Origin of the sequence: Bacillus sp. Marseille-Q3570, assembly GCF_946151055.1 — a bacterium.
In the GTDB taxonomy this organism is placed as follows: domain Bacteria; phylum Bacillota; class Bacilli; order Bacillales; family Fictibacillaceae; genus Pseudalkalibacillus.
This window is the reverse complement of sequence record NZ_CAMGYZ010000005.1, coordinates 106833-126772: the sequence shown is the minus strand read 5'-3', so window position 1 is coordinate 126772 and position 19940 is coordinate 106833. Positions and strand designations below refer to the sequence as shown.

18 protein-coding genes are annotated in these 19940 nt (G+C 41.8%); 2 read left to right on the top strand and 16 right to left on the bottom strand.

Annotation, left to right across the window (positions count from 1 at the left end):
• Window positions 1-14 precede the first annotated feature (14 nt).
• Complete coding sequence (locus N8M93_RS10420; RefSeq protein WP_261131622.1) at window positions 15-1277, bottom strand: DUF362 domain-containing protein; 1263 nt, start codon at window positions 1275-1277, stop codon at window positions 15-17.
• 312 nt (window positions 1278-1589) lie between these two features.
• On the opposite strand from N8M93_RS10420, the gene N8M93_RS10415 reads away from it, so the two are divergent.
• Window positions 1590-3305 carry an IlvD/Edd family dehydratase gene (locus N8M93_RS10415; RefSeq protein ID WP_261131620.1) on the top strand — a complete coding sequence of 572 codons (1716 nt, stop codon included), beginning with the start codon at window positions 1590-1592 and terminating at the stop codon, window positions 3303-3305.
• Window positions 3306-3410: 105 nt separating this feature from the next.
• On the opposite strand, the gene N8M93_RS10410 is transcribed toward N8M93_RS10415, so the two are convergent.
• The 4 genes from N8M93_RS10410 to N8M93_RS10395 all read right to left on the bottom strand — a co-directional run bounded on the left by N8M93_RS10410 (window position 3411) and on the right by N8M93_RS10395 (window position 6861).
• Window positions 3411-4295, bottom strand: a complete 885-nt coding sequence (locus tag N8M93_RS10410; protein WP_261131618.1) for a fumarylacetoacetate hydrolase family protein — start codon at window positions 4293-4295, stop codon at window positions 3411-3413.
• A 24-nt stretch (window positions 4296-4319) separates the two neighbouring features.
• Entirely contained in the window at window positions 4320-5399 is a 1080-nt protein-coding gene (locus N8M93_RS10405) for an Ldh family oxidoreductase (protein ID WP_261131617.1), read from the bottom strand.
• A complete protein-coding gene (locus tag N8M93_RS10400; RefSeq protein ID WP_261131615.1) occupies window positions 5392-6075 on the bottom strand; it encodes an RraA family protein in 684 nt (227 codons plus the stop codon). Before N8M93_RS10400 ends, N8M93_RS10405 begins: the two co-directional genes overlap by 8 nt.
• Window positions 6076-6156: 81 nt before the next feature.
• A complete protein-coding gene (locus tag N8M93_RS10395) occupies window positions 6157-6861 on the bottom strand; it encodes a FadR/GntR family transcriptional regulator (RefSeq protein WP_261131613.1) in 705 nt (234 codons plus the stop codon).
• A gap of 184 nt (window positions 6862-7045) precedes the next feature.
• On the opposite strand from N8M93_RS10395, the gene N8M93_RS10390 reads away from it, so the two are divergent.
• Window positions 7046-7657 (top strand): FadR/GntR family transcriptional regulator, encoded by a 612-nt coding sequence (locus N8M93_RS10390; protein ID WP_261131611.1) that lies wholly within the window; start codon window positions 7046-7048, stop codon window positions 7655-7657.
• On the opposite strand, the gene N8M93_RS10385 is transcribed toward N8M93_RS10390, so the two are convergent.
• From N8M93_RS10385 to N8M93_RS10335, 11 genes are all read right to left on the bottom strand, one after another.
• Window positions 7647-9035, bottom strand: coding sequence for a hypothetical protein (locus N8M93_RS10385; protein ID WP_261131610.1), 1389 nt, complete (start codon window positions 9033-9035; stop codon window positions 7647-7649). The two genes, N8M93_RS10390 and N8M93_RS10385, sit on opposite strands and share 11 nt — an antisense overlap.
• A 147-nt stretch (window positions 9036-9182) precedes the next feature.
• Window positions 9183-10145, bottom strand: a complete 963-nt coding sequence (locus N8M93_RS10380; protein WP_261131609.1) for a D-glycerate dehydrogenase — start codon at window positions 10143-10145, stop codon at window positions 9183-9185.
• On the bottom strand, window positions 10142-11308 hold the full coding sequence (locus tag N8M93_RS10375; RefSeq protein WP_261131607.1) for a glycerate kinase: 1167 nt from the start codon (window positions 11306-11308) through the stop codon (window positions 10142-10144). Before N8M93_RS10375 ends, N8M93_RS10380 begins: the two co-directional genes overlap by 4 nt.
• 23 nt (window positions 11309-11331) lie before the next feature.
• On the bottom strand, window positions 11332-12648 hold the full coding sequence (locus N8M93_RS10370) for a TRAP transporter large permease (RefSeq protein WP_261131605.1): 1317 nt from the start codon (window positions 12646-12648) through the stop codon (window positions 11332-11334).
• Window positions 12626-13138 carry a TRAP transporter small permease gene (locus N8M93_RS10365; RefSeq protein ID WP_261131603.1) on the bottom strand — a complete coding sequence of 171 codons (513 nt, stop codon included), beginning with the start codon at window positions 13136-13138 and terminating at the stop codon, window positions 12626-12628. Before N8M93_RS10365 ends, N8M93_RS10370 begins: the two co-directional genes overlap by 23 nt.
• Before the next feature lie 133 nt (window positions 13139-13271).
• Window positions 13272-14270 (bottom strand): TRAP transporter substrate-binding protein, encoded by a 999-nt coding sequence (locus N8M93_RS10360; RefSeq protein ID WP_261131602.1) that lies wholly within the window; start codon window positions 14268-14270, stop codon window positions 13272-13274.
• Window positions 14271-14314: 44 nt separating this feature from the next.
• Window positions 14315-15811, bottom strand: coding sequence for an aldehyde dehydrogenase (locus N8M93_RS10355; RefSeq protein ID WP_261131601.1), 1497 nt, complete (start codon window positions 15809-15811; stop codon window positions 14315-14317).
• Between the two features lie 16 nt (window positions 15812-15827).
• Window positions 15828-17015, bottom strand: coding sequence for an iron-containing alcohol dehydrogenase (locus tag N8M93_RS10350; protein WP_261131600.1), 1188 nt, complete (start codon window positions 17013-17015; stop codon window positions 15828-15830).
• A complete protein-coding gene (locus N8M93_RS10345) occupies window positions 17002-18108 on the bottom strand; it encodes an Ldh family oxidoreductase (RefSeq protein WP_261131598.1) in 1107 nt (368 codons plus the stop codon). The genes N8M93_RS10350 and N8M93_RS10345 overlap by 14 nt, the downstream gene beginning before the upstream one ends.
• Window positions 18108-18782 carry an RraA family protein gene (locus tag N8M93_RS10340; RefSeq protein ID WP_261131597.1) on the bottom strand — a complete coding sequence of 225 codons (675 nt, stop codon included), beginning with the start codon at window positions 18780-18782 and terminating at the stop codon, window positions 18108-18110. The genes N8M93_RS10345 and N8M93_RS10340 overlap by 1 nt, the downstream gene beginning before the upstream one ends.
• Window positions 18779-19804, bottom strand: coding sequence for a LacI family DNA-binding transcriptional regulator (locus N8M93_RS10335; protein WP_261131595.1), 1026 nt, complete (start codon window positions 19802-19804; stop codon window positions 18779-18781). The genes N8M93_RS10340 and N8M93_RS10335 overlap by 4 nt, the downstream gene beginning before the upstream one ends.
• Between the last annotated feature and the right edge of the window lie 136 nt (window positions 19805-19940).

The window sequence follows — 19940 nt, the reverse complement described above, 5'->3', positions numbered from 1 at the left end:
GAGTTTCTCCTTTCTTAAGAATGGATAGTCAGCTTTCTTGTCAATTCTTCCGTCTCGTCATAAGTGAGTGCATACTTGCCAACCATTTTGATCTTTTTTCCTTGTGCCTGCAGTTCTTCCAACACTGGTTTTGAAACGGAGACACGTTTTAAATGAAGCGTATTTGCGATTTGGACCATTTTCAGCTTGTCCCGTACAAAGTCAGGGCCCAGGCTTCGAATTGCGGTTTCAATCGCCGTTTTCTCTGTCCGATAGATCAATGGGAGCATCGCCCGTTGCAGGTATGTACTTGTCAGTGCATTCGTATAAGTTGAGTTCCGATCAATTTTATCGACTAGCCGCTGGGTTGTGAAATCCGCCAACCCAATTCCTTGTGCATTGCCGAATGAATTATCTGCCAAATCTAGAATAACAAGCTTGTTGATATCAGGACTTTCTGGTTCTGGTACACCTTCGATTCTCCATCTTCCGATTATATTCGGGTCCATTCCTGTCCCACTAAAACACTTTCCCATTTCCTCGATGACCAATAGATCGATATCATCGATTGGAAGACTCGGCATCATACTTTTCGACCAATCAAGTAGCTCGGCTTCCCTCTTGTGCCATTCCTCTTTACTGACTCCGATGATATCTGCAGTCTCGTCATAGCCATTTTCAATGATCGCCAGCCCCATCAGGATCGAACTATTTTCAATCGCAAATCTGGAAACGCTTTCAATATTTTCAGCCATTCGCAATGCACCATTGCTATGAACGAATGTTGCCCCTTTGATTTTCCCCAGTCCGATTGTCACCATCTTACTTAAACCGCTCTCTACTTTTCCTCGAAAAGCAGTATGCGCTTTGACACGATTGACGACGATGATGCCATTTGCATGGTAGGCGTTCTTATCCATGTAAACTGGAGTGCCGTTCGGTGTATGACCGATTAACTCAACATCCATCGAAGAGCGGATCGGCGCCCCCACCACGGTTTCTGTAATCCCTAAATGCTTGAGCACTTCCAATTGCCCTTCAGCTGTCGCGCCTCCATGACTCCCCATTGCTGGTACCAAAAAGGGTTTGAATCCTAATTCTTTAACTGTGCTTACGATGGACTTGAGGATTTCCACAATATTCGTTATTCCTCTGCTACCAGCTGTTATGGCAATTTCGGCATTTGGTGGTAAACGATCTGATAATACATGTCTATTGATTTCTGTATGGATTTTTTTATGTAAATCTTGAAGTTGAGCATCTGGAAAACATTGTTCAATTTCGATCATTTCAATCATACACACAACTCCAATACGGCGAGTTTAGTTATTATATTATTATGGTCTGACCAATAATACGAAAATTAAGGACTTCTCCTATGAAGTTATTGTTATTTTATTATATTTCTGAAAATTTTGTCAACCTTGTTTTTAAATTTAAACAAATTATCTTATAATACATCTTTTTATTATGGATCCAGCAAATGTATTTTTATAATTTTCTGCAAATTAATATAGTCTGTGCTAATATATTCATAGGTTTAAAGTTTTCAAGCCTTTATTGGTCTTACCATAATATTAAAGTAACAAAAAGAAAGGAGTTTTTTATTGATGACTCAAAAAAAATCAGAGAAGCTTACCTCTTATGGAGATTCGGGATTCAGTACATTCATCAGACAAGCATTCAATCGGCATCTTGGTTTCGAGCCAGAAGATTACGATAAACCTGTCATCGGAATCTGTAACACGAAGAGTGAAATCAATAGATGTCATTCACATGTAGGGCCCATTGTAGATGCGGTGAAGAATGGTGTATTGATGGCTGGCGGCATTCCTCTTGAATTTCCGACCATTTCATTGGGTGAAATAAACACGAGTCCCACTACTATGCTCTATCGAAACCTTGCAGCTATGGATACAGAAGAAATGATCCGGGCTCAACCAATTGATGGAGTCGTGCTGATCGGTGGTTGCGACAAGGTCACCCCCTCCCAATTGATGGGTGCCGCAAGCGCTGATATCCCTACAATCCTTATAACAGGCGGTCCGATGAATAACGGGGAATATAAAGGCAGGACATTAGGCGCATGCTCCGATTGCCGTTTCTTTTGGCAGGAATATCGAGGCGGTCAGATCGACGAAAAGAGCCTCGGCGAAATCAATGCTTCATTAGCGCCGACAGCTGGACATTGCATGGTGATGGGCAGTGCAAGTACGATGTCTGTGTGTGCTGAAGCTTTGGGTATGATGCTTCCCGAAGGCGCTGCGATTCCAGCCACAGACAACCGTCGGATGAAACATGCAGTGGATACAGGGAAAAAGATTGTAGAATTGGTCGAGAAGGAAATCACCCCTTCGAAAATCATGACTGAAAAAGCCTTTGAAAATGCTATTCGAGCTCTTATGGCTGTCGGGGGTTCGACAAATGCTGTGATCCATCTCATAGCAATAGCCGGGCGACTTGGTATTGAACTGCCTCTTCACCATTTTGATGACCTAAGCAGGACGACGCCAATGATTGCCAATCTGAGACCTGCGGGAGAATACCAGATGGAAGACTTCTTCAAAGCTGGAGGCACTCCTGCCGTTCTGAAGGAATTAAGGTCTCTCTTACACCTTGATGAGCTTACCGTAACTGGCAAGATTCTCCGAAATACGATTGATGCCGTTGAATTCTCCAAAGTGTACCGGCCGATCATATCATCTTTCGACCAGCCATTACATAAAGAAGGCGGTATTGCAGTATTAAAAGGGAACCTTGCGCCGGATGGAGCTGTCATCAAGCCGAAGGCAGCTTCTCCGGAACTATTGAAACACCGTGGAAGAGCTGTCGTTTTTACCTCGACACTAGACCTTGAAAAACGGATTGATGACCCTGATCTGGACATACAACCAGATGACATCATGATCCTGCAAAATACTGGACCTGTCGGGGCTCCCGGAATGCCTGAAGCTGGAATGCTGCCGATTCCTCCAAAACTTCTGAAACAAGGGGTTCGTGATATGGTGAGGATTTCCGATGCCAGGATGAGCGGGACAGCTTTTGGTACAGTCATCCTTCACGTAGCTCCTGAAGCGGCAGCAGGTGGTGTGATTGGATTGGTTAGAACAGGAGATATAATCGAATTGGATGTTGAAAACAGGAAATTGGAGCTTCTCGTTCCAGATGAAGAGCTTGAAAGAAGGAGAAATAATCGGGAAGCACCGATCCTTGCCGAACGGGGTTATACGAAATTGTTCCAACAACATGTCATGCAAGCAGATAAAGGATGCGATTTCGACTTCTTGCTTCCGATTACAAAGAAAGTCCCTATGGAGTCAAATTAACGAAAAATTCCCCGTTTTCACCGATTCAGTTTTTCATCGGCAGATTTGAACGATATATAGTTCCACATGAAAAAGACCGGAGTGATCGCTCACCCGGTCTTTGCTTTATCGAACGTTACTCACCTTCAAATCCTTCACTTGATTGGTGAGTTTTTCAAATCCATCAATATGGCATTCCACAACATCCCCATCTCTGATGACGACAGCTCCAGGCGTCCCTGTTGAAATGATATCACCTGGTAACAATGTCATGACTTTTGAGTGGAAAGACACTAAATGCCATGGACGGAAAGTCATATTCGAAACGATATTTTTCCGATGCAGTTCCCCGTTGATGACAGTTGATACATTCAAATCATGAACTTCATCAACTTCATCTGGTGTGACAAGCTCAGGTCCGAAACTGAAGAATGTATCGAAACTCTTCGATCTGGTCAAATAACGTGGGTTATGCTCCAGAATGTCTTCTGCCGTCATATCGATGATCGTGGTAAACCCTGCAATCACGTCAGGCGCTTCCTCTTCGCTTACATTCTTACACTCCTTTCCGATGATGACGCCCAATTCAGCTTCCGCCGTCGTACGTTCCGACTGATGTGGGATTTTGATCGTATCATTCGGACCGATGATGGTCGTATCAGGCTTCATGAAACTTGCAGGCTCTGTATTCGGAGCCTTTTCACTCAAATCAGAGGCATGTTCCACATAATTCAAGCCGATTCCCCAGATTTTCCGTGGATGTCTATATAATGGAGCATATTCGATTTCACTCTTCGGGATGATTTCATGGAATTCGCTCAATTGGCTTTTTCCTTCAATTTGGTACCATTCCTTCATACGGTTGAGCTGCCCGGATTGGATGATATCGAAAAGTCCAGTCGCCCAACTCGAATTCGTATTCCGGTTAAGGGATTCGACCAGGATAGCCCCTTCTTGGATAATGATTGCTGCTTTTTCCTGTCCATATCTTTTAATCGTTGCTAATTTCATTCTGATCCTCTCCTTTTCCCCTTTTTAGTATTTCGGTATTTCCGTCAGTAAACGCTCGTTTACATGATATCGTTTTGCTACGTTTATAAGCTCATTACGGATCTCTTTCGATAGAGGAATCCCTTTCTGTTCTCGATCCTGTCGAGTCTCCATTTCAATTTCACCTGGTAGGTAGATTTTTTCAACCCCCTCCATCAATGGGATCTCCTTTATTTCGTGAATCATTTGATCGATTCTCATTTTAAATTCTTCAATTCCCTGGAATAAGTCGGCTCGCATGACCAGGAAGAATTGCCCTACATTTTGTGTATGACCCAATTCATTGTATAAATCACCGATAAATGGACCGAATGCTGCACCAGTGAAGAGGCTTGATAACACTTCAACCAAAAAGGCGATTCCATATCCCTTATGGCCTCCGACCGGAAGAACGACACCTTTCAGTGCTTCATCCGGGTTAGTCGTCGGCACCCCATCAGGTGATAATGCCCACCCTAAAGGTATTTCTTGATTGTTCTTTTGGGCAAGGATGATCTTTCCTCGTGCTACTGTACTTGTCGCCATATCGAATAAAATGTTGTTTTCATTTCCGGCTGGTACACCGAAAGCGAATGGATTCGTCCCAAAAAAGCGATCTTTCCCTCCCCATGGCGGCATGTTTGAAGGTGCATTGGTCGTTGCGATCGCAATACAATCATTCTTTACAGCTTCATTCACATAATCAGCTAACATCCCGCAATGATTTGAATTGTGTATCCCCACTATCCCTACCCCGGATTCCTTTGCTTTATTGATGGCAATCTCCATTCCGTATTCTGCAACGGGGATTCCAGAACAATTTTGCGCATCAATCAAGGCGCTTACAGGTGATTCCCTCGTAATGACTGGTTCGAATGTTTTGTTTACTAGTCCTAGATCAAGACGTTTTGTATAAATTTCAACACGGTTCACACCATGAGAATCGACTCCTCTTGAATTGGCAAAAACAAGATGCCTTGAAATGGATTTGGACTGTCTTTCATCAAGGCCGGAAGCAATGAAGATTTCCTTTACGAACTTTTCCAAGATATCTTTTGGGATTCGCTCTTCTCCCAAACTAGTCAATAAACTCACATCCTTTTTTCTGTAATACATCATCTACCCACTTCCGGTCCCAATTACCTTGATAAATGGATCGGATGATTTCCTGTTCATTTTTCAACACTTCAGTCGCGTTCTCCAATACTTCAGAAGCGTCATCTTTCGGAATGACCATCACTCCGTCATCATCAGCAACAATGACATCGCCGGGAGAAACAGGGACGTTGCCACAACTGATCGTCGTATTGATCTCTCCAGGACCTTCTTTATATGGACCCCTAGGTGTTCCACCTTTTGCAAAGACAGGAAACCCCATTTCGGCGATTCCAGTCAAGTCTCTTACAGGTCCATCTACGATATAACCAGCAATCCCTTTGATTTTTGCATAGTGGCACATGATTTCACCTAAAATGGCATTCCCCATGTCCCCGCAGGCATCAATCACAATGATGTCGCCAGGTTTGGCGAGATCCATAGCTTTATGTACAAGCAGATTATCTGATGGATGAGTACGAACAGTGAATGCGCTTCCAAAAATGTGGACACCAGCATGATTGACCGGTTTGATTGAATGGTCCATTGCCCACTGCCTTCCCATGACATCCCCGATATTGGGTGTTGGAATATCTTTGAACCTTTCTAAAATCTTAGGATCGACACGTTCAAAGTCTTGTCTTATACGGAACCCTACATTTCCCATAAAGATCCTCCTTTGGCTTAGTTAATATTTTATTATGGTCTGACCAATATAACAAAAAGAACCTAGAAATCAGATTCTTTGTTATCGATTTCGGTGTGCCCAGATCTTTCGTTCGTTTTGATCGAGATGGTAGCGCATTGCCTCCGATGTTGCCTTTGGATCGCGTTTTTCCAAGGCTTGCACGATTTTTTCATGTTCCTTATACCCTTCTTCAAACCGACCAGGCACTTTAGCCGATTGAAGTTTACTGACTTTTATCCCTTCTTCGAACTTTGTAGATACTTTATCAAAAACATCTTTATAAATCGTATTGTGTGATGCGAGTATGATGGAATAGTGAAACATGTAATCTTCTTCTATCCCTAATTTCCCTGATTTATGTGCCTCGATTTGTTTTTGATGGGCCTGGATGATCATATCTAGTTCTTCTTCTGTAGCCCTTACAGAAGCAAGAGCCGCTGCTTCCACTTCAATCCCTCGTCGGAATTCGATGATTTCTTGTAATTCTTTCCGATCGAGCAGATTATTCGTAACTTTTTTAGCAATGGATTCACCATGAAGGTCTTTCAAGAATATCCCTGCTCCAGACCTCTTTTCGATGATACCATTCGCATGAAGCACACTCATCGCTTCTCTGACAGCAGTCTTACTCACCTGGAACAATTCCGACAATTCATTTTCTGACGGAAGCCTTTCTCCAGATTGAATCCCTTCTTCGTGTATGTACTCCTCGATCGCCAGGATGATTTCCTCGAACAACCGCTTTTTCTTTATAGGTTTCAACACCATTTCATCACCATTTTTATATAAATTATACTCAGGTTTATTTTATTATGGTCTGACCAATAATAATACCCTTAAGGAAATAGTAAAGAATTTTGTAATTTCAGTCAATACCTATTTATCTATTTTTCGTCCAGAGGGTTTGATAAACTATAACTATTAATTCTGAAAAAGACGGTGATCCATTATGGCAAATAACTATCAAATCCGTTCAGTCCCACGGATGTTTGAAGAAGTCATCCGCCAAATCATTACATATATCCATGATGAAAAACTTGAAAAAGGAGCAAAACTTCCACCAGAAAGGAAGTTGAGTGAATTGCTCGCAGTCAGCCGTTCTTCAGTCCGTGAGGGGCTTCGGATATTAGAGCTCTTAAAGTATTTAGAGTCGAGACAAGGTGGTGGAACGTTCGTTTCTGATCCTCCGCCATTTTTGATTCCATCTCGGATAATACGACAGACTTTAGAAAATGAAACATTGGAAAATTATTTTGATATCGCTTTGATGAATGCAGAAAAAATCATTTTATTGACTCTTGATAAAGAAGTTTCAATAAGCCTGACAAGAAGTGAAAATCATGGGTTCTGGACTGAGTTTTCAAAATGGGTGAACGAACTTGGAATGCATTTAGAGAATGATTATTACCTTCACCTATGGAACAATATTCATCATCTACTAACGGAAAACAGATACCTCGAAAATCTGACCATTTCCACGACGATCGATGATTTGAAAATAGCATTTTATAAAAAGGATAAGGTGACTTTAACAGCTTTTTTCAATTCATTCAGTGGATGACGTATACGAATGTTGTTCCAATGATGAACATCATCAAGAGATAAACACCATTCCATTTGAAACCGACATGAAGTCCAGATCGTTTCAAAGAATTACTGACAAGCAGGTTCAATGGATTCACCGGGCTCAAGACTGCTCCCATCGACCATGAAATCATGATAAGTAAAGCGATGACCTCTGGTCTAGTTCCGATGAAAGAAGGTTCAATCTGTGTCACAAGTGCCGTGACAACTACGATCTGGTGTATTCCGATGAAAGAGAGGATCACGATGATTCCCATTACCGTCAAGCTGAATAAGAGAAAAGAGGTTGAGGCTACCATGTTCAAGAATTGCTTGATCCAGGACGCTATGATGGTACCCTCCAGTGCTTTTCCAAAAAAGCCTGCACTGATGAACAAGACGATTTCGTTATTCATCCTCGGTAACGAGACTTGTTTATAATTCACGAATAGTTGCTCTGCATCTCTCCATTTATGTTTTACTAAAGACCAAAGCAACGGATACATGATCGACATCAGACTGACCAGGAACATCATCGGCCATTTTGTAAGAAACTCCAGTAAAAATATCGACCCCATCAAGAGTAGGATGATCAGTAATAACTGAGTTATTTTCATTGGTTGTTCCAGATTGTTGGTTTCTACTGTATCTGCCTTTTTTAACAGGTCCCCGCTGTGATGTTTATTTTTAAGATATAATCCGAACAGAAGGTTTCCTGCGATCAATTGGATGACCGCCATTGATAATCCTAATGGGAGATAGTCCAATACAGGGATTTTCAAGTAATACAAAACCAGTGCCACGGAGGCAAAATAAGGCGACCACAAAATGACAGTCGAAAATCCTACAAGATAGGATTTTGCCAGAAACACAGGTGATAATTTGATATTCTTGATCGTTTCGTGTAGAACCCGGATCGAACCTAGATTCAATACCGGTCCAAGAAGAAAGATGATGAGGGAGATACTACCGAACAGCTTTTTCTTGCTGGCCATCATTTTTTCGAGATAAAACCGTACCGTATTAAAATATCCGCCGATCTTGAGTGGGATTGAAATCAATGGAACCAGCATGACTAAGATCAAGATCGGAAGGTTTGTTGTCACACCGTTCACAAAATCATCCAAGCCTACCCCTTTTGATATGTAAAAAATGATCCCAGAGATGAACATCAATACTGAAAAAATCCGAGGCGTAGAATTAGAATGCTGTAAGCTTAATAAAAAAACGACGACACTTAAACCTGCTAAGAAGATTTGAAAGTTGAACGAATGGACGAAGAAGTTCACAAAGTAAACGAAACACATCGCCAAGATCAGGTTGCTTTTCATTTGAAAAGAAGAGTTTACTTGATTTTGAACCTGAGGATGATGCATCTTCATTCCACCTTTGTGTCGATTTTGAAGAGATAAATAGATGATAGTATGAAAGGTTTTTCAATTCAAGATTTTCGACTCACGAAATAATATACGCCCATTTATGAACCCTCGTCTATGGAAGGTTAAAAATGGGCGTTATTTGGGTTAAACGACTACGTATTCGGGTCTTTCATTTTTCAATGATTTGATCAGGTTATCAGCTGCGACGTTTGCCATCTTCAATCTTGTTTTGATACTGGCGCTTCCGATATGCGGTAGAGTGACCACATTTGGAAGGGTAAGGAGCGGGTGATCGAGGGGAACGGGTTCTTCTTCAAAAACGTCGAGACCTGCCGCCCAAATCTTGTTATCTTTCAATGTATTATACAACGCCTCTTCATTCACGATCCCTCCACGCGCTGTGTTTATCAAGATGGCTGTCTCTTTCATAAGGGAAAGTTCTTTTTCCCCTATGAGGTCATGGGTTTCCTTGGTATATGGGGTGAGTACACAAACAAAATCAGATTCTTTCAATAACTGATCCATACTTACATAAGTAATACTATACTTTTCCTCCGCCTCTTGTTTTCGAGACCGGTTATGATAGACGACATTCATATCGAAACCTAATGCACGTTTGGCTAATGCTTCTCCAATCCGTCCCATTCCGATAATCCCTAAGTTCGCTCCATATATATCATGACCTGTCAATTGCATCGGTGACCATGTTTTCCACTCGCCAGCCCTTAGATAAGAAGATCCCTCAACCAACCTCCTGGCAGTGGCCATCATCAATGCAAATGTCAGATCTGCTGTCGTTTCAGTTAAGACTCCAGGTGTGTTCGTCACCGTGATCCCTTTTTCTTTTGCCGATTGGATATCGATATTGTTATAACCGACAGCCAGGTTACTGACTACTTTCAAGTTTTCTGCTTTTTCTAATAGGGTTTTATCGATCGTTTCCGTCAGTAAACAGAACAGGCCATCGATTTTCTGGATTTTCTCCTCAAGAACACTTCGGGGAACCGGTGTATCTTCTTCCGGCCACATCTCGATTTCACAAGTTTCTCTTATTTTTTCTACGATCTGGTCATCTATTTTTCTCGTGATGTAAATGGTAGGTTTCATGTGGCAGCCTCCTTTGTGTATTGCTGTTGGAATTGGTAATGCTTGATAACTCGCATGAATGTTTCAGTTCTTTGTATGATCCATTCTTCAGCATTTTCCATTGCTTCTTCCAGAGAACAGGGGCCAGGAGCTATGGAGAATGCTGAGACTAGATTCAATTTATCCATGATCTCCGTATCGATCATCATCCCGCCACATAACCCAATGACAGGCACCTTCAACTTCTCAGCAGATTTGGATACCCCAGCAATCACTTTTCCAGAAAGGGTTTGATGATCGAGTCTACCTTCCCCTGTGATAACCAAATCAACTTCTTCAATCAATTTTTCAAACTGTATGGATTCCATTACCACCTGTATTCCAGACCTGAATTCAGCACCTAAGAAAGTCAACAATGCCGCTCCCATCCCCCCAGCAGCACCTCCACCTTCCATCAATCGCATGTCCCCATTCTTTTGTTTATAGACTACTTCAGCAAAATGATCCAAAGCTTCATCAAGTTCCTTGACCATAGCTGGAGTAGCCCCTTTTTGAGGACCAAAAATTGCGGATGCTCCTTGATCACCACAAAGCGGATTCGTTACATCGCTCGCAATTATAAATGATGCCTCGTGAATACGCTTATCCATATTACTTTCATCCACAATGGCCAGATCCTTTAATGCCTTTCCGCCTTCAGGCAAGGCTTCCTTCTGCGAATTGAAAAATTCAAATCCGAGTGCCTTCAGCATTCCCATTCCACCGTCATTTGTCGCACTTCCTCCCAGGCCTATGATGAACTTTCTGTAGCCTGAATCCAATGCATGTTTAATCAATTCTCCGGTCCCGTAACTAGTTGTATGCAATGGATCTCTTTCTTCGTTGTGCAATAACGGTAATCCTGAAGCCTGAGCCATTTCAACCACAGCGGTCTCATCATCGCCCAATACACCGTAGCCTGCGTAGATTTTCCTTCCTAGCGGATCGAAAACCTCTATGTTGTTGACAGTTCCATTAGATGAATACACCATATTTTCCATCGTACCTTCTCCACCGTCAGCAAGCGGCAGTTCAATGACTTCCGAATCAGGAAATACACGTTCCACTCCTTTTCTGATAGCTGCACATACTTCCTTTGCTGATACAGAACCCTTGAATGAATCTGGTGCTATGACAACCTTCAAAATTTTTCCCTCCTCTTCATCGATTATTTCAAAACAGCAGGAAACCATAACGAAATTTGAGGTAGATAAGAAATCAAAATTATATCGATCAGTAAAACAATATAAAACGGGATCAACGGTTTCAGGATCTGCTCTATCCTTATCCCAGCTATCTGAGATGAAACAAACAAGTTTACCCCTATTGGAGGTGTCAGCATTCCTACTGCGAGATTCACAATCATGATAATCCCGAAATGAATAGGGTCCACTCCGAATTCAAATGCTACTGGTGTCAATATAGGAGCCATAATGACGATTGCTGCACCTGTTTCCAAAAACATACCGACAACCAACAGAAGGATGTTCACCATGATTAAGAACACAAATGGATTTTCAGAGATGGAAAGGAACCATTCAGCCGCAAGATCAGGTACTCTTTGGGCTGTCAAAACCCAACCGAATAAACCTGCATTTCCAATAATGAACATGATGATTGCAGTAGATAAGACAGAATTCCGTAAAACTTCCATCAGATTGGATAGATTCAATGAACGATAGATGAATAACCCTAAAAGAAATGCATAAGCTACTGCTACTGCTGCCGCCTCTGTCGGGGTGAATATACCACCGTAAATTCCCCCTAATATAATGACAGGCATTAAAAGTGGCAGAAAAGCGTTTTTAAATGCTTTAAGTCGCCCTTTAGTGCTCATCAATTCGTTTTCTCGTTTCGTTTCCGCAGAATCTGGATCAAGCTTCAAGTCACCGTAACCTTTCACCTTACTGATAATATAGATCGTCAGCATCAATGAAGCTGCTATTAAGATACCAGGTCCCACCCCTGCCATGAATAAATCACCGATGGAAACCGATACTCCTGCCGTCAATGCAAAAATGATCATCGGTATGGAAGGTGGGATAATTACTCCTAGTTCCCCTGAAACCGCTTGGACGGACGTAGAAAACGGACGTGGAAAGCCCCTTTTCACCATAGCTGGAATCAAGATACTGCCCACTGCCGCTACAGTGGCTGCGCTTGAACCAGAAATGGCAGAAAAGAACATCGCAGTAACCACTGTTACCATTGCGAGCCCGCCTGTCATTTTTCCTACCAATGAATTCGCAAAATCAATCAGCCTTTGTGAAATGCCACTGTATTCCATTATACTTCCCGCCAGTATAAAAAATGGGATCGCCATTAGAGGAAATGAGTCTAGAGTGGCAAAAATCCTTTGAACCGCAACTTGTAATTCGATCCCTGAATTAGACATCGCTATCATTGATGATAAACCCATCGCAAAAGCGACTGGAAAACCGATGAAAAAGAAAAGAAATAAACTAATGAATAATGGTGCTACCATGCTGCTCTTCCTCCTTCTCCTGACCAATGAATAACTCGATCAAAACAACAACACAGTTTATTAGAGCGTAAAAGCCACCAATTGGAAGCGCAGCATAGAGCCATGATACAGGTAGTTCAAGCGCTCCGGTGGTTTGTCCTTGCAGCGTATTCATCAAATCCATACCGTATTTTATCAGCAAATACATATAAACCACATTCATCAAAATGATGATGCATTGCATGATCTTTTTAATAAAGGACGGTACGATATAAAGTACGACTTCTACTGAAATCAATAGGCCTTTCCGTAGAGCAACCCCTGTCCCTAACAACACGATCCATATCATGGAGTACCTGACCAACTCTTCTGACCAGACTAAAGGACTGTCTAAAACATATCGTGCAAATACTTGGTATATCGTCAGCACAGCAATCAATCCGAATAAGATTGCAAGAAAATTGAAAGCCAACTTGTTCATTTTATCTACTAAGCTTATAAAACCTCTCATCCTGATGATCCTCCTTTAGAGTGTAAATTCGTTACTATTTTCTATCAGGCTCATACATATCATCTTTTGAAAATATATATAAGCCTCATAAAAAATAGGTGAGTGGGGGTTGGCAGCTCCCCCACATTTTCCTTTATTTAGATTCTCGGATTTTTTCATAGACTTCTTGAATTTCAGGGAATTGCTCTTCTACAAAGCCATCCAATTTGCTTTGGAATGCTTTAATGTCTGGTTCGATCAACGTCATGCCTTCATCCTGGAGTTTTTGCAAGTATTCTTCCTCGCCGCTAAGTACTTCATCATTCGCAAATTCTTTCCCTTGTCCATTTGCTGCTTCTAATAATGCTTCTTGATGTTCTTTACTCAATGATTGGAATTTTTGGTCACTGACCACTACAGCAATTGGTTCACGTACGTGTTCTGTTTTCACCAGGTAATCCACAACCTCATTAAACTTTGAATTGTAAATCAACGATAGAGGATTTTCTTGTCCATTGATTACTCCTTGTTGCAGGGATGTAAACACCTCGCCGAAATCCATTGGCGTCGGCGATGCCCCTAATTTCTTCCAAGAGTTTACGAATACAGGACTATCTGGTACACGGATCTTCATTCCCTTAAGATCTTCTGGGGTATTCACTTCTTTATCGACGGTTAACCAGCGTGGTCCACGAGTCCAATACGAAACTACCTTATATCCGGATTCTTCATTAATCTTATCTGAGATCTCTTGTCCAACTTCACCGTTGTATACGTTTTCAAAATGTTCCTGATCTTCAAACATGAATGGGACAGTAAAGATTTTAGCTGTGTCTGAAGAGCCTGATAAAACGCCAGCTCCACCAACCCAAATGTCAGCTGAACCAACTTTCAATCCTTCCAACAAGTCTTTATCGTCACCAAGTGTGCCATCGCCATAAATTTCAACTTTTACCTCGCCATCAGTAAGTTCTTCAACTTCGGCAGCGAATTTTTCAGCAGCCTGTGCATGGATTTCACTTTTCGGCCAAACATGTCCTAGCTTCAGGATAGTCTTGTCACCCTCCCCACCAGATGTATCACCCGAAGAACATCCAGTAATCAACCCAATGACTAATGTGACCATTAAAACCTTCTTAATCCATTTATTCATTCTTAAAGCCTCCCTATCCCTTTAAGTAATTTATTGACCAACTATTAATATTGAAAGTAAACGGCTTTTAGTTCGGTAAAAAAATCTATGTTTGAACTACCGATGGAAAATGCCCCGGATCCGGATTGTTTTGTTCCTCCGAAAGGAAGATGGGCAGCGCTTGCCGTCCCGTGGTTTACATGTACCATTCCAGATTCGACAACATCCGCGAACTTATAGGCAGCAGAAACATCCTTGGTAAAAATAGATGCCGCAAGTCCAAATTCAACATTATTAGCTACTTCAAAAGCTTTTTCTTGCGTTTCCACCGTGAGGATACTTAGAACAGGACCAAAAATTTCTTCCTTTGCTATCCTCATCTCAGGAGTAACCTGATCAAATAGAGCTGGTACCATATAGGAGCCTTTCTGGTACTTGGCTTCGGTCAAGATATCTCCACCATATAGAAGCCTTGCCCCTTCTTGTTTTCCAATCTCCAAGTATTTTTGGACGGTATTCAATTGTTCTCGGTTGACGAGCGGACCCATCGTAACTTCATCTTCCCAAGCAGGGCCGATCTTGATCTTTTTCATTTCTTTCAAAAGTGCCTCTGTCAGCTCTGCTTTTTTCTCTTCAACCACAATCACTCTGCTTATGGCAGTACAACGTTGACCAGTACATGCAAATGCTGCTCCCGTGATTTGCTTAGCAACTTCTTCAACATTCTCGTAATCCAATACGACAGCTGGGTTTTTCCCACCTAACTCCAACTGGGTTTTTGTAAGGTTCCGAGCAGCAATTTCATTTATACGTATCCCAAGTTTTGTAGACCCTGTAAAACTGACTCCTTTCACAAGCGGATGTTTGACAAGGGGATCACCTACTTTTGATCCGCTTCCAACCACAAGATTGACAACACCTTCCGGCACCCCTGCTTCTGCAAATAGCTCCATCAAACGAACTGTTGTCCATGGAGTTACGGAGGCAGGCTTGAATACCACTGTACATCCATAGGCTAATGCAGGTACGATTTTTCTGACTGGGGTTACGACTGGAAAGTTCCATGGTCCAATTGCCGCAATGACTCCAACTGGTTTACGAACAGTCGAATTCCATACATTTTGTCTTTCTGCAGGAAGAGTTTTTCCTTCTGCACGGAATGCTTCCCCTGCTGAAAAACGTGTTTCTTTTGCTGCACGGAATACTTCACCTTTTGATTCTCCAAGTGCCTTTCCTTGCTCTGCTGAGAGCATATATGCCAGTTCATCGACATTCTCCTCCAAAAGGTCCGCAAATCGATAGAGAATTGCCCCTCGCTCCGGCCCCGGAACTTTTGACCAACTTTGGAAAGCTTGATTTGCTGCTTTAACCGCCAAATCTACGTCCTTTTCGACTGAATCCTGGAAGGAGGCAAGCAACTGTTTGTTATTCCCTGCGTTGGAAATTGAAAAGGTTTGCCCGCTGCTGCTGAGCTCCCACTTACCATTAATGAAATTACCATACGTTACTGGCTCATTTTGTTCGAGCCATTCTAGTAAGCTCGTTTTTGTCATAGTAGACATTTGAATTCACTCCCTTTCAATTCAAAACTTTTTCTTTTTGCGGGGCCATTACAGCTCTACAAATGTTTTTTAAATCTTCTAAACTAGGTTTTACTGGATTGACTGGTACATTACCAGATTGCATTGCTTCTTCCACTATTAAATCCAGGTCCTGTTCTTCTACACCATAGTCAGAGAGTGTCTGGGTGATCCCCACATCCCCTTTTAAGCGTCGAACTGCTACTACGGCCATTTCAGCTGCTTCCCGTTTAGTAAGTTGGTCTGTTTTCTCACCAAAAATCCTCGCAATTTCTATGAATTTATCAACATTTCCAATCAAATTGAATTGCATGACTTCTGGAAGTAGAATGGCATTCACTACACCGTGTGGAATCTTAAAATGGGCACCGAGTGGTATTGCAAGAGCATGGGCTAATCCTAAACGTGTTGAATTGAATGCCATAGCAGCAAGTGTGCTTGCTAATAACATGTCAGCTCTCGCCTCAGTATTTTCACCTTGCACGACCGCTAACTTCAAACTCTTTGCAACTAATTTCATAGATTGGATCGATAAACCTTCTGATATCGGCTGGGTCACTTTATTCACATAAGATTCAAGTGCATGTGTCAGGGCATCCATACCAGTAGCTGCAGTGATATGAGGTGGGAGAGTGACTGTCAAATCAGGATCACATAATGCTAAAGTAGGGCAGTTATACATGCTGCCAACACTCAATTTTGCTTTGGCTTCTTTATCAGACAAAACTGAAAATCTAGTAATCTCACTACCGGTTCCCGCTGTAGTCGGAACCGCAATCACGGGTATACCAGGACTCGGAATCTTATCTAAACCAACATAATCCCTTATGTTTCCAGCGTTTTTCAGCATTAAACCGACTGATTTTGCTGTATCCAGAGCACTTCCGCCTCCAACCCCAATGACTAAATCACAGGCAGATTTTTTGGCAAGTTCAACAGCATTGTCTACTGATTCAATGGTGGCCTCTGTCCCTACATCTGTAAAAGTTACATAACTGAAACCTGACCCTTCCAAAGGTTGCTCCACTTTTCGTACAATACCAGCTTGCAATACACCTGGATCTCCAATTATCAAAGGCTTGGTTCCTCCGAGTTGTTCTACATGTTGTGGAAGAGTATTGATGTATCCGCTTCCAAATTCAATAATAGTAGGAATTTCATAGCGGAAATTTTTACTGGTTAACATGATGGCATGCCTCCTCGTTATTATTTTCAGCATGAAACGTAGCATCCGATAAATTCAGCCCATATCGTTCCCCAATTTCATTTAACTCATTAACTACTTTTAGCGGTAGGTCAATTCCTTTTCTCTTTCTTTCAGCCATACGACGGCTTTCGATTTCTCCTGGAATCAATATTTCTTGCACACCTTCTGCCCTTGGCTCAGCCTTTATATCCTGAATGTATAGATCCATTCGCTCCTTGAATGTTTCAATCGGCATGAATCGATTGATATCAACTGCGATGAAGAAATGTCCCACGTTTTGTGGTTGCTCCCAATTTTCATACATGTTGTTTACATATCTTCCGAATCCTGCACCTGTAAGGACTCCTGCTAAAATATCGATGAACATTGATATCGCATAACCTTTTGGACCTCCTAAAGGTAAAACAGAACCTTCTAGTGCTTCTTCAGCATCTGTAGTAGGCCGACCATCTTTATCAACCGCCCAACCTTCCGGAATATCTTCTCCTTTTTGAGATGCAACGATGATTTTACCTCTGGCCACAACACTGGTAGCCATATCTAATATAAAAGGCACTTCTTTACCAGAAGGCACGCCGACTGCAAGAGGATTTGTACCTAAAAAGGGACGGATTCCTCCTGTCGGGGGCATCGTTTGGGAAGCGTTAGACACTACGAGAAGAATCATATCTTGCTCAATCGCCTTAAGGGCATAATAGGCACCTGTTCCAAAGTGATTCGATCCTTTGACGCCTACGATTGCTGCGCCCTTTTCTTTCGCCTTAGCTAAGGTTATTTCAAGTGCCTTTGTACCGACAACCGATCCAAAATGATTATTTCCATTAATTAGCGCCGTTGCGTCACTCTCTTGTTCAACCTTCACTTCAGCGTCTGGTTCAATCATATTTTGTTCAATTCTTTTCAAATAGATTGACGTTCTTACAACACCGTGTGAGTCGACACCCCTGAGATCAGCTTGGATCAATGAATCAGCAACTACTGAAGAAACTTCCTTGTCCACCCCTGCCTTCGTAAAAATGGAAGCACAGAATTGTTGGAGTTTCTCCCAGTCATATCTCGTGGAGAGCCCCATTAAAACTCACACCCCTTTTGCTTTAAGGTTTCATTTATCCATCCCCTGTCTATGCTGTCGTCCTCGATAGTCTTAAATATATCCAGCTCTTTCCTTTCTTGGGCTTTCACTTTTCCAAGTATTTCCTCAGCTGATTCCTGAGGGATGACGACTAATCCATCTTCATCACCAAGCAGGAGATCTCCCGGCTGGACAATCATTTCTCCTAAAGTTATTGGAACATTGATTTCTCCGGGTCCATCCTTGTATGGTCCCCTATGGGTAACTCCCTTTGCATAAACCGGGAACTCCCCGTTTTTAAACGCACCTGAATCACGGATGGCGCCATCAATTATGAAACCTGTAATCCCTTTCTTCTTGGCGATTTTAAGCATAATTTCACCAACGATTGCATTAGTCGTATCCCCTCCTGCATCAACAACGAGAACGTCTCCCGGTTCTGCGATATCAATGGCCTTATGGACCATTAAATTGTCACCAGGTCGTGTTTTAACTGTGATTGCCGTACCAACTAACTTTCCGCTATTGTGATAGGGCCGTAGCGTTGTTCCTGCAGCGAACATCCTGTTTAAATTGTCACTCACATGAGGGGTAACGGCATTTTTAAATCCTTCAATAATCGATTGATCTACCTTTTTTGTTCTTGGAAGAACTCTAAAACCTATATTACTCATGTTGATATTCTCTCCTTTCCTGCCCCACAAGAATCCCTGACTATTAATCTAGGTTCGAGCGTAAGCGTTTCCATCTCTGAACCTTTTTTATTTATCCTTTGAATCAACTTTTTTGCAGCAAGCTCTCCCATATCATAAGCGGGCTGGTACACGGTAGTTAGCGCTGGTTTCAAATGCTTTGACCAGACAGTTTCGTCATACCCAATAACTGAGAGATCTTCTGGAACATTTAATTGCAGATCCTTGATCCCCTCAAGTACTTCCAATGTCATAATGTTGTTAGTAGAGAATATAGCATCAGGTTTATCATGACCTGATAAAAGATCACGTACTTGTTTTTTTACTTCGCCTTTTCTTTCTTCCACGATTCTAATCATTGAAGGATCGAAATCAATACCATTTTCCTGTAATCCTTTTTTATACCCTTCAATCCTCTCTATTCTAGGGCTTATGTCATCCGGTGGATAAACAATAATGGCGATTTTTCGATTTCCTAACCCAATTAAATGCTCCACCGCCAATTTTGCCCCTTCAATGTTATTCATCGTCACAGTATCGATATTTAAACCACTCAATTTACGGTTAATTGATACTAAAGGAAACTCATTTTTAATCAACTTTTGGTAAATTGTAAGGTTTTTAAGAGTGGGGTTGATAATCATTCCATCGACTTGTTTCATTTGGAATGACCGTATATGTTCTTCTTCCAATTCAGCCTCTTCATTCGAGTTACAGATCATCAAGTTGAAACCATGTTTTCGGCAAGTATCTTCCACACCTTCCAGCACGTTAACCCAAAAAGGGTTTTTCAAATTGGAGAGTACTATCCCAATAACATTGGTTTTCATTGATTTCAGACTTTTTGCTAAGGCATTGGGTCTGTAATCAAGTTCCTTAATGACGTTCAAAACCTTATTAACTGTGTCTACGGTATTCTGTTCATAGTTTCCGTTAAGAATCCTTGACACGGTCGATTTAGAGACACCTGCTTTTTTAGCTACATCCGCAATGGTTACTTTCATAACAAATTACCTCAATTCTAATCCTTATTCTTGAAAGCGCTTTAGGAAATCGGTTTTGGAAATCGGTTTCTAAAAAGAAGAATAGCAGACCATTTTTTAAATTGCAATAGTTTTCTGTATTTTCATAACTTTTTTT

Coding starts and splice junctions, on each gene's coding strand:
- N8M93_RS10385 (WP_261131610.1), bottom strand. CDS start 9,035: ATGCATCATCCTCAGGTTCAAAATCAAGTAAACTCTTCTTTTCAAATG.
- N8M93_RS10415 (WP_261131620.1), top strand. CDS start 1,590: ATGACTCAAAAAAAATCAGAGAAGCTTACCTCTTATGGAGATTCGGGA.
- N8M93_RS10360 (WP_261131602.1), bottom strand. CDS start 14,270: ATGAATAAATGGATTAAGAAGGTTTTAATGGTCACATTAGTCATTGGG.
- N8M93_RS10350 (WP_261131600.1), bottom strand. CDS start 17,015: ATGTTAACCAGTAAAAATTTCCGCTATGAAATTCCTACTATTATTGAA.
- N8M93_RS10365 (WP_261131603.1), bottom strand. CDS start 13,138: ATGAGAGGTTTTATAAGCTTAGTAGATAAAATGAACAAGTTGGCTTTC.
- N8M93_RS10355 (WP_261131601.1), bottom strand. CDS start 15,811: ATGTCTACTATGACAAAAACGAGCTTACTAGAATGGCTCGAACAAAAT.
- N8M93_RS10410 (WP_261131618.1), bottom strand. CDS start 4,295: ATGAAATTAGCAACGATTAAAAGATATGGACAGGAAAAAGCAGCAATC.
- N8M93_RS10335 (WP_261131595.1), bottom strand. CDS start 19,804: ATGAAAGTAACCATTGCGGATGTAGCTAAAAAAGCAGGTGTCTCTAAA.
- N8M93_RS10380 (WP_261131609.1), bottom strand. CDS start 10,145: ATGAAACCTACCATTTACATCACGAGAAAAATAGATGACCAGATCGTA.
- N8M93_RS10370 (WP_261131605.1), bottom strand. CDS start 12,648: ATGGTAGCACCATTATTCATTAGTTTATTTCTTTTCTTTTTCATCGGT.
- N8M93_RS10340 (WP_261131597.1), bottom strand. CDS start 18,782: ATGAGTAATATAGGTTTTAGAGTTCTTCCAAGAACAAAAAAGGTAGAT.
- N8M93_RS10400 (WP_261131615.1), bottom strand. CDS start 6,075: ATGGGAAATGTAGGGTTCCGTATAAGACAAGACTTTGAACGTGTCGAT.
- N8M93_RS10420 (WP_261131622.1), bottom strand. CDS start 1,277: ATGATTGAAATGATCGAAATTGAACAATGTTTTCCAGATGCTCAACTT.
- N8M93_RS10390 (WP_261131611.1), top strand. CDS start 7,046: ATGGCAAATAACTATCAAATCCGTTCAGTCCCACGGATGTTTGAAGAA.
- N8M93_RS10345 (WP_261131598.1), bottom strand. CDS start 18,108: ATGGGGCTCTCCACGAGATATGACTGGGAGAAACTCCAACAATTCTGT.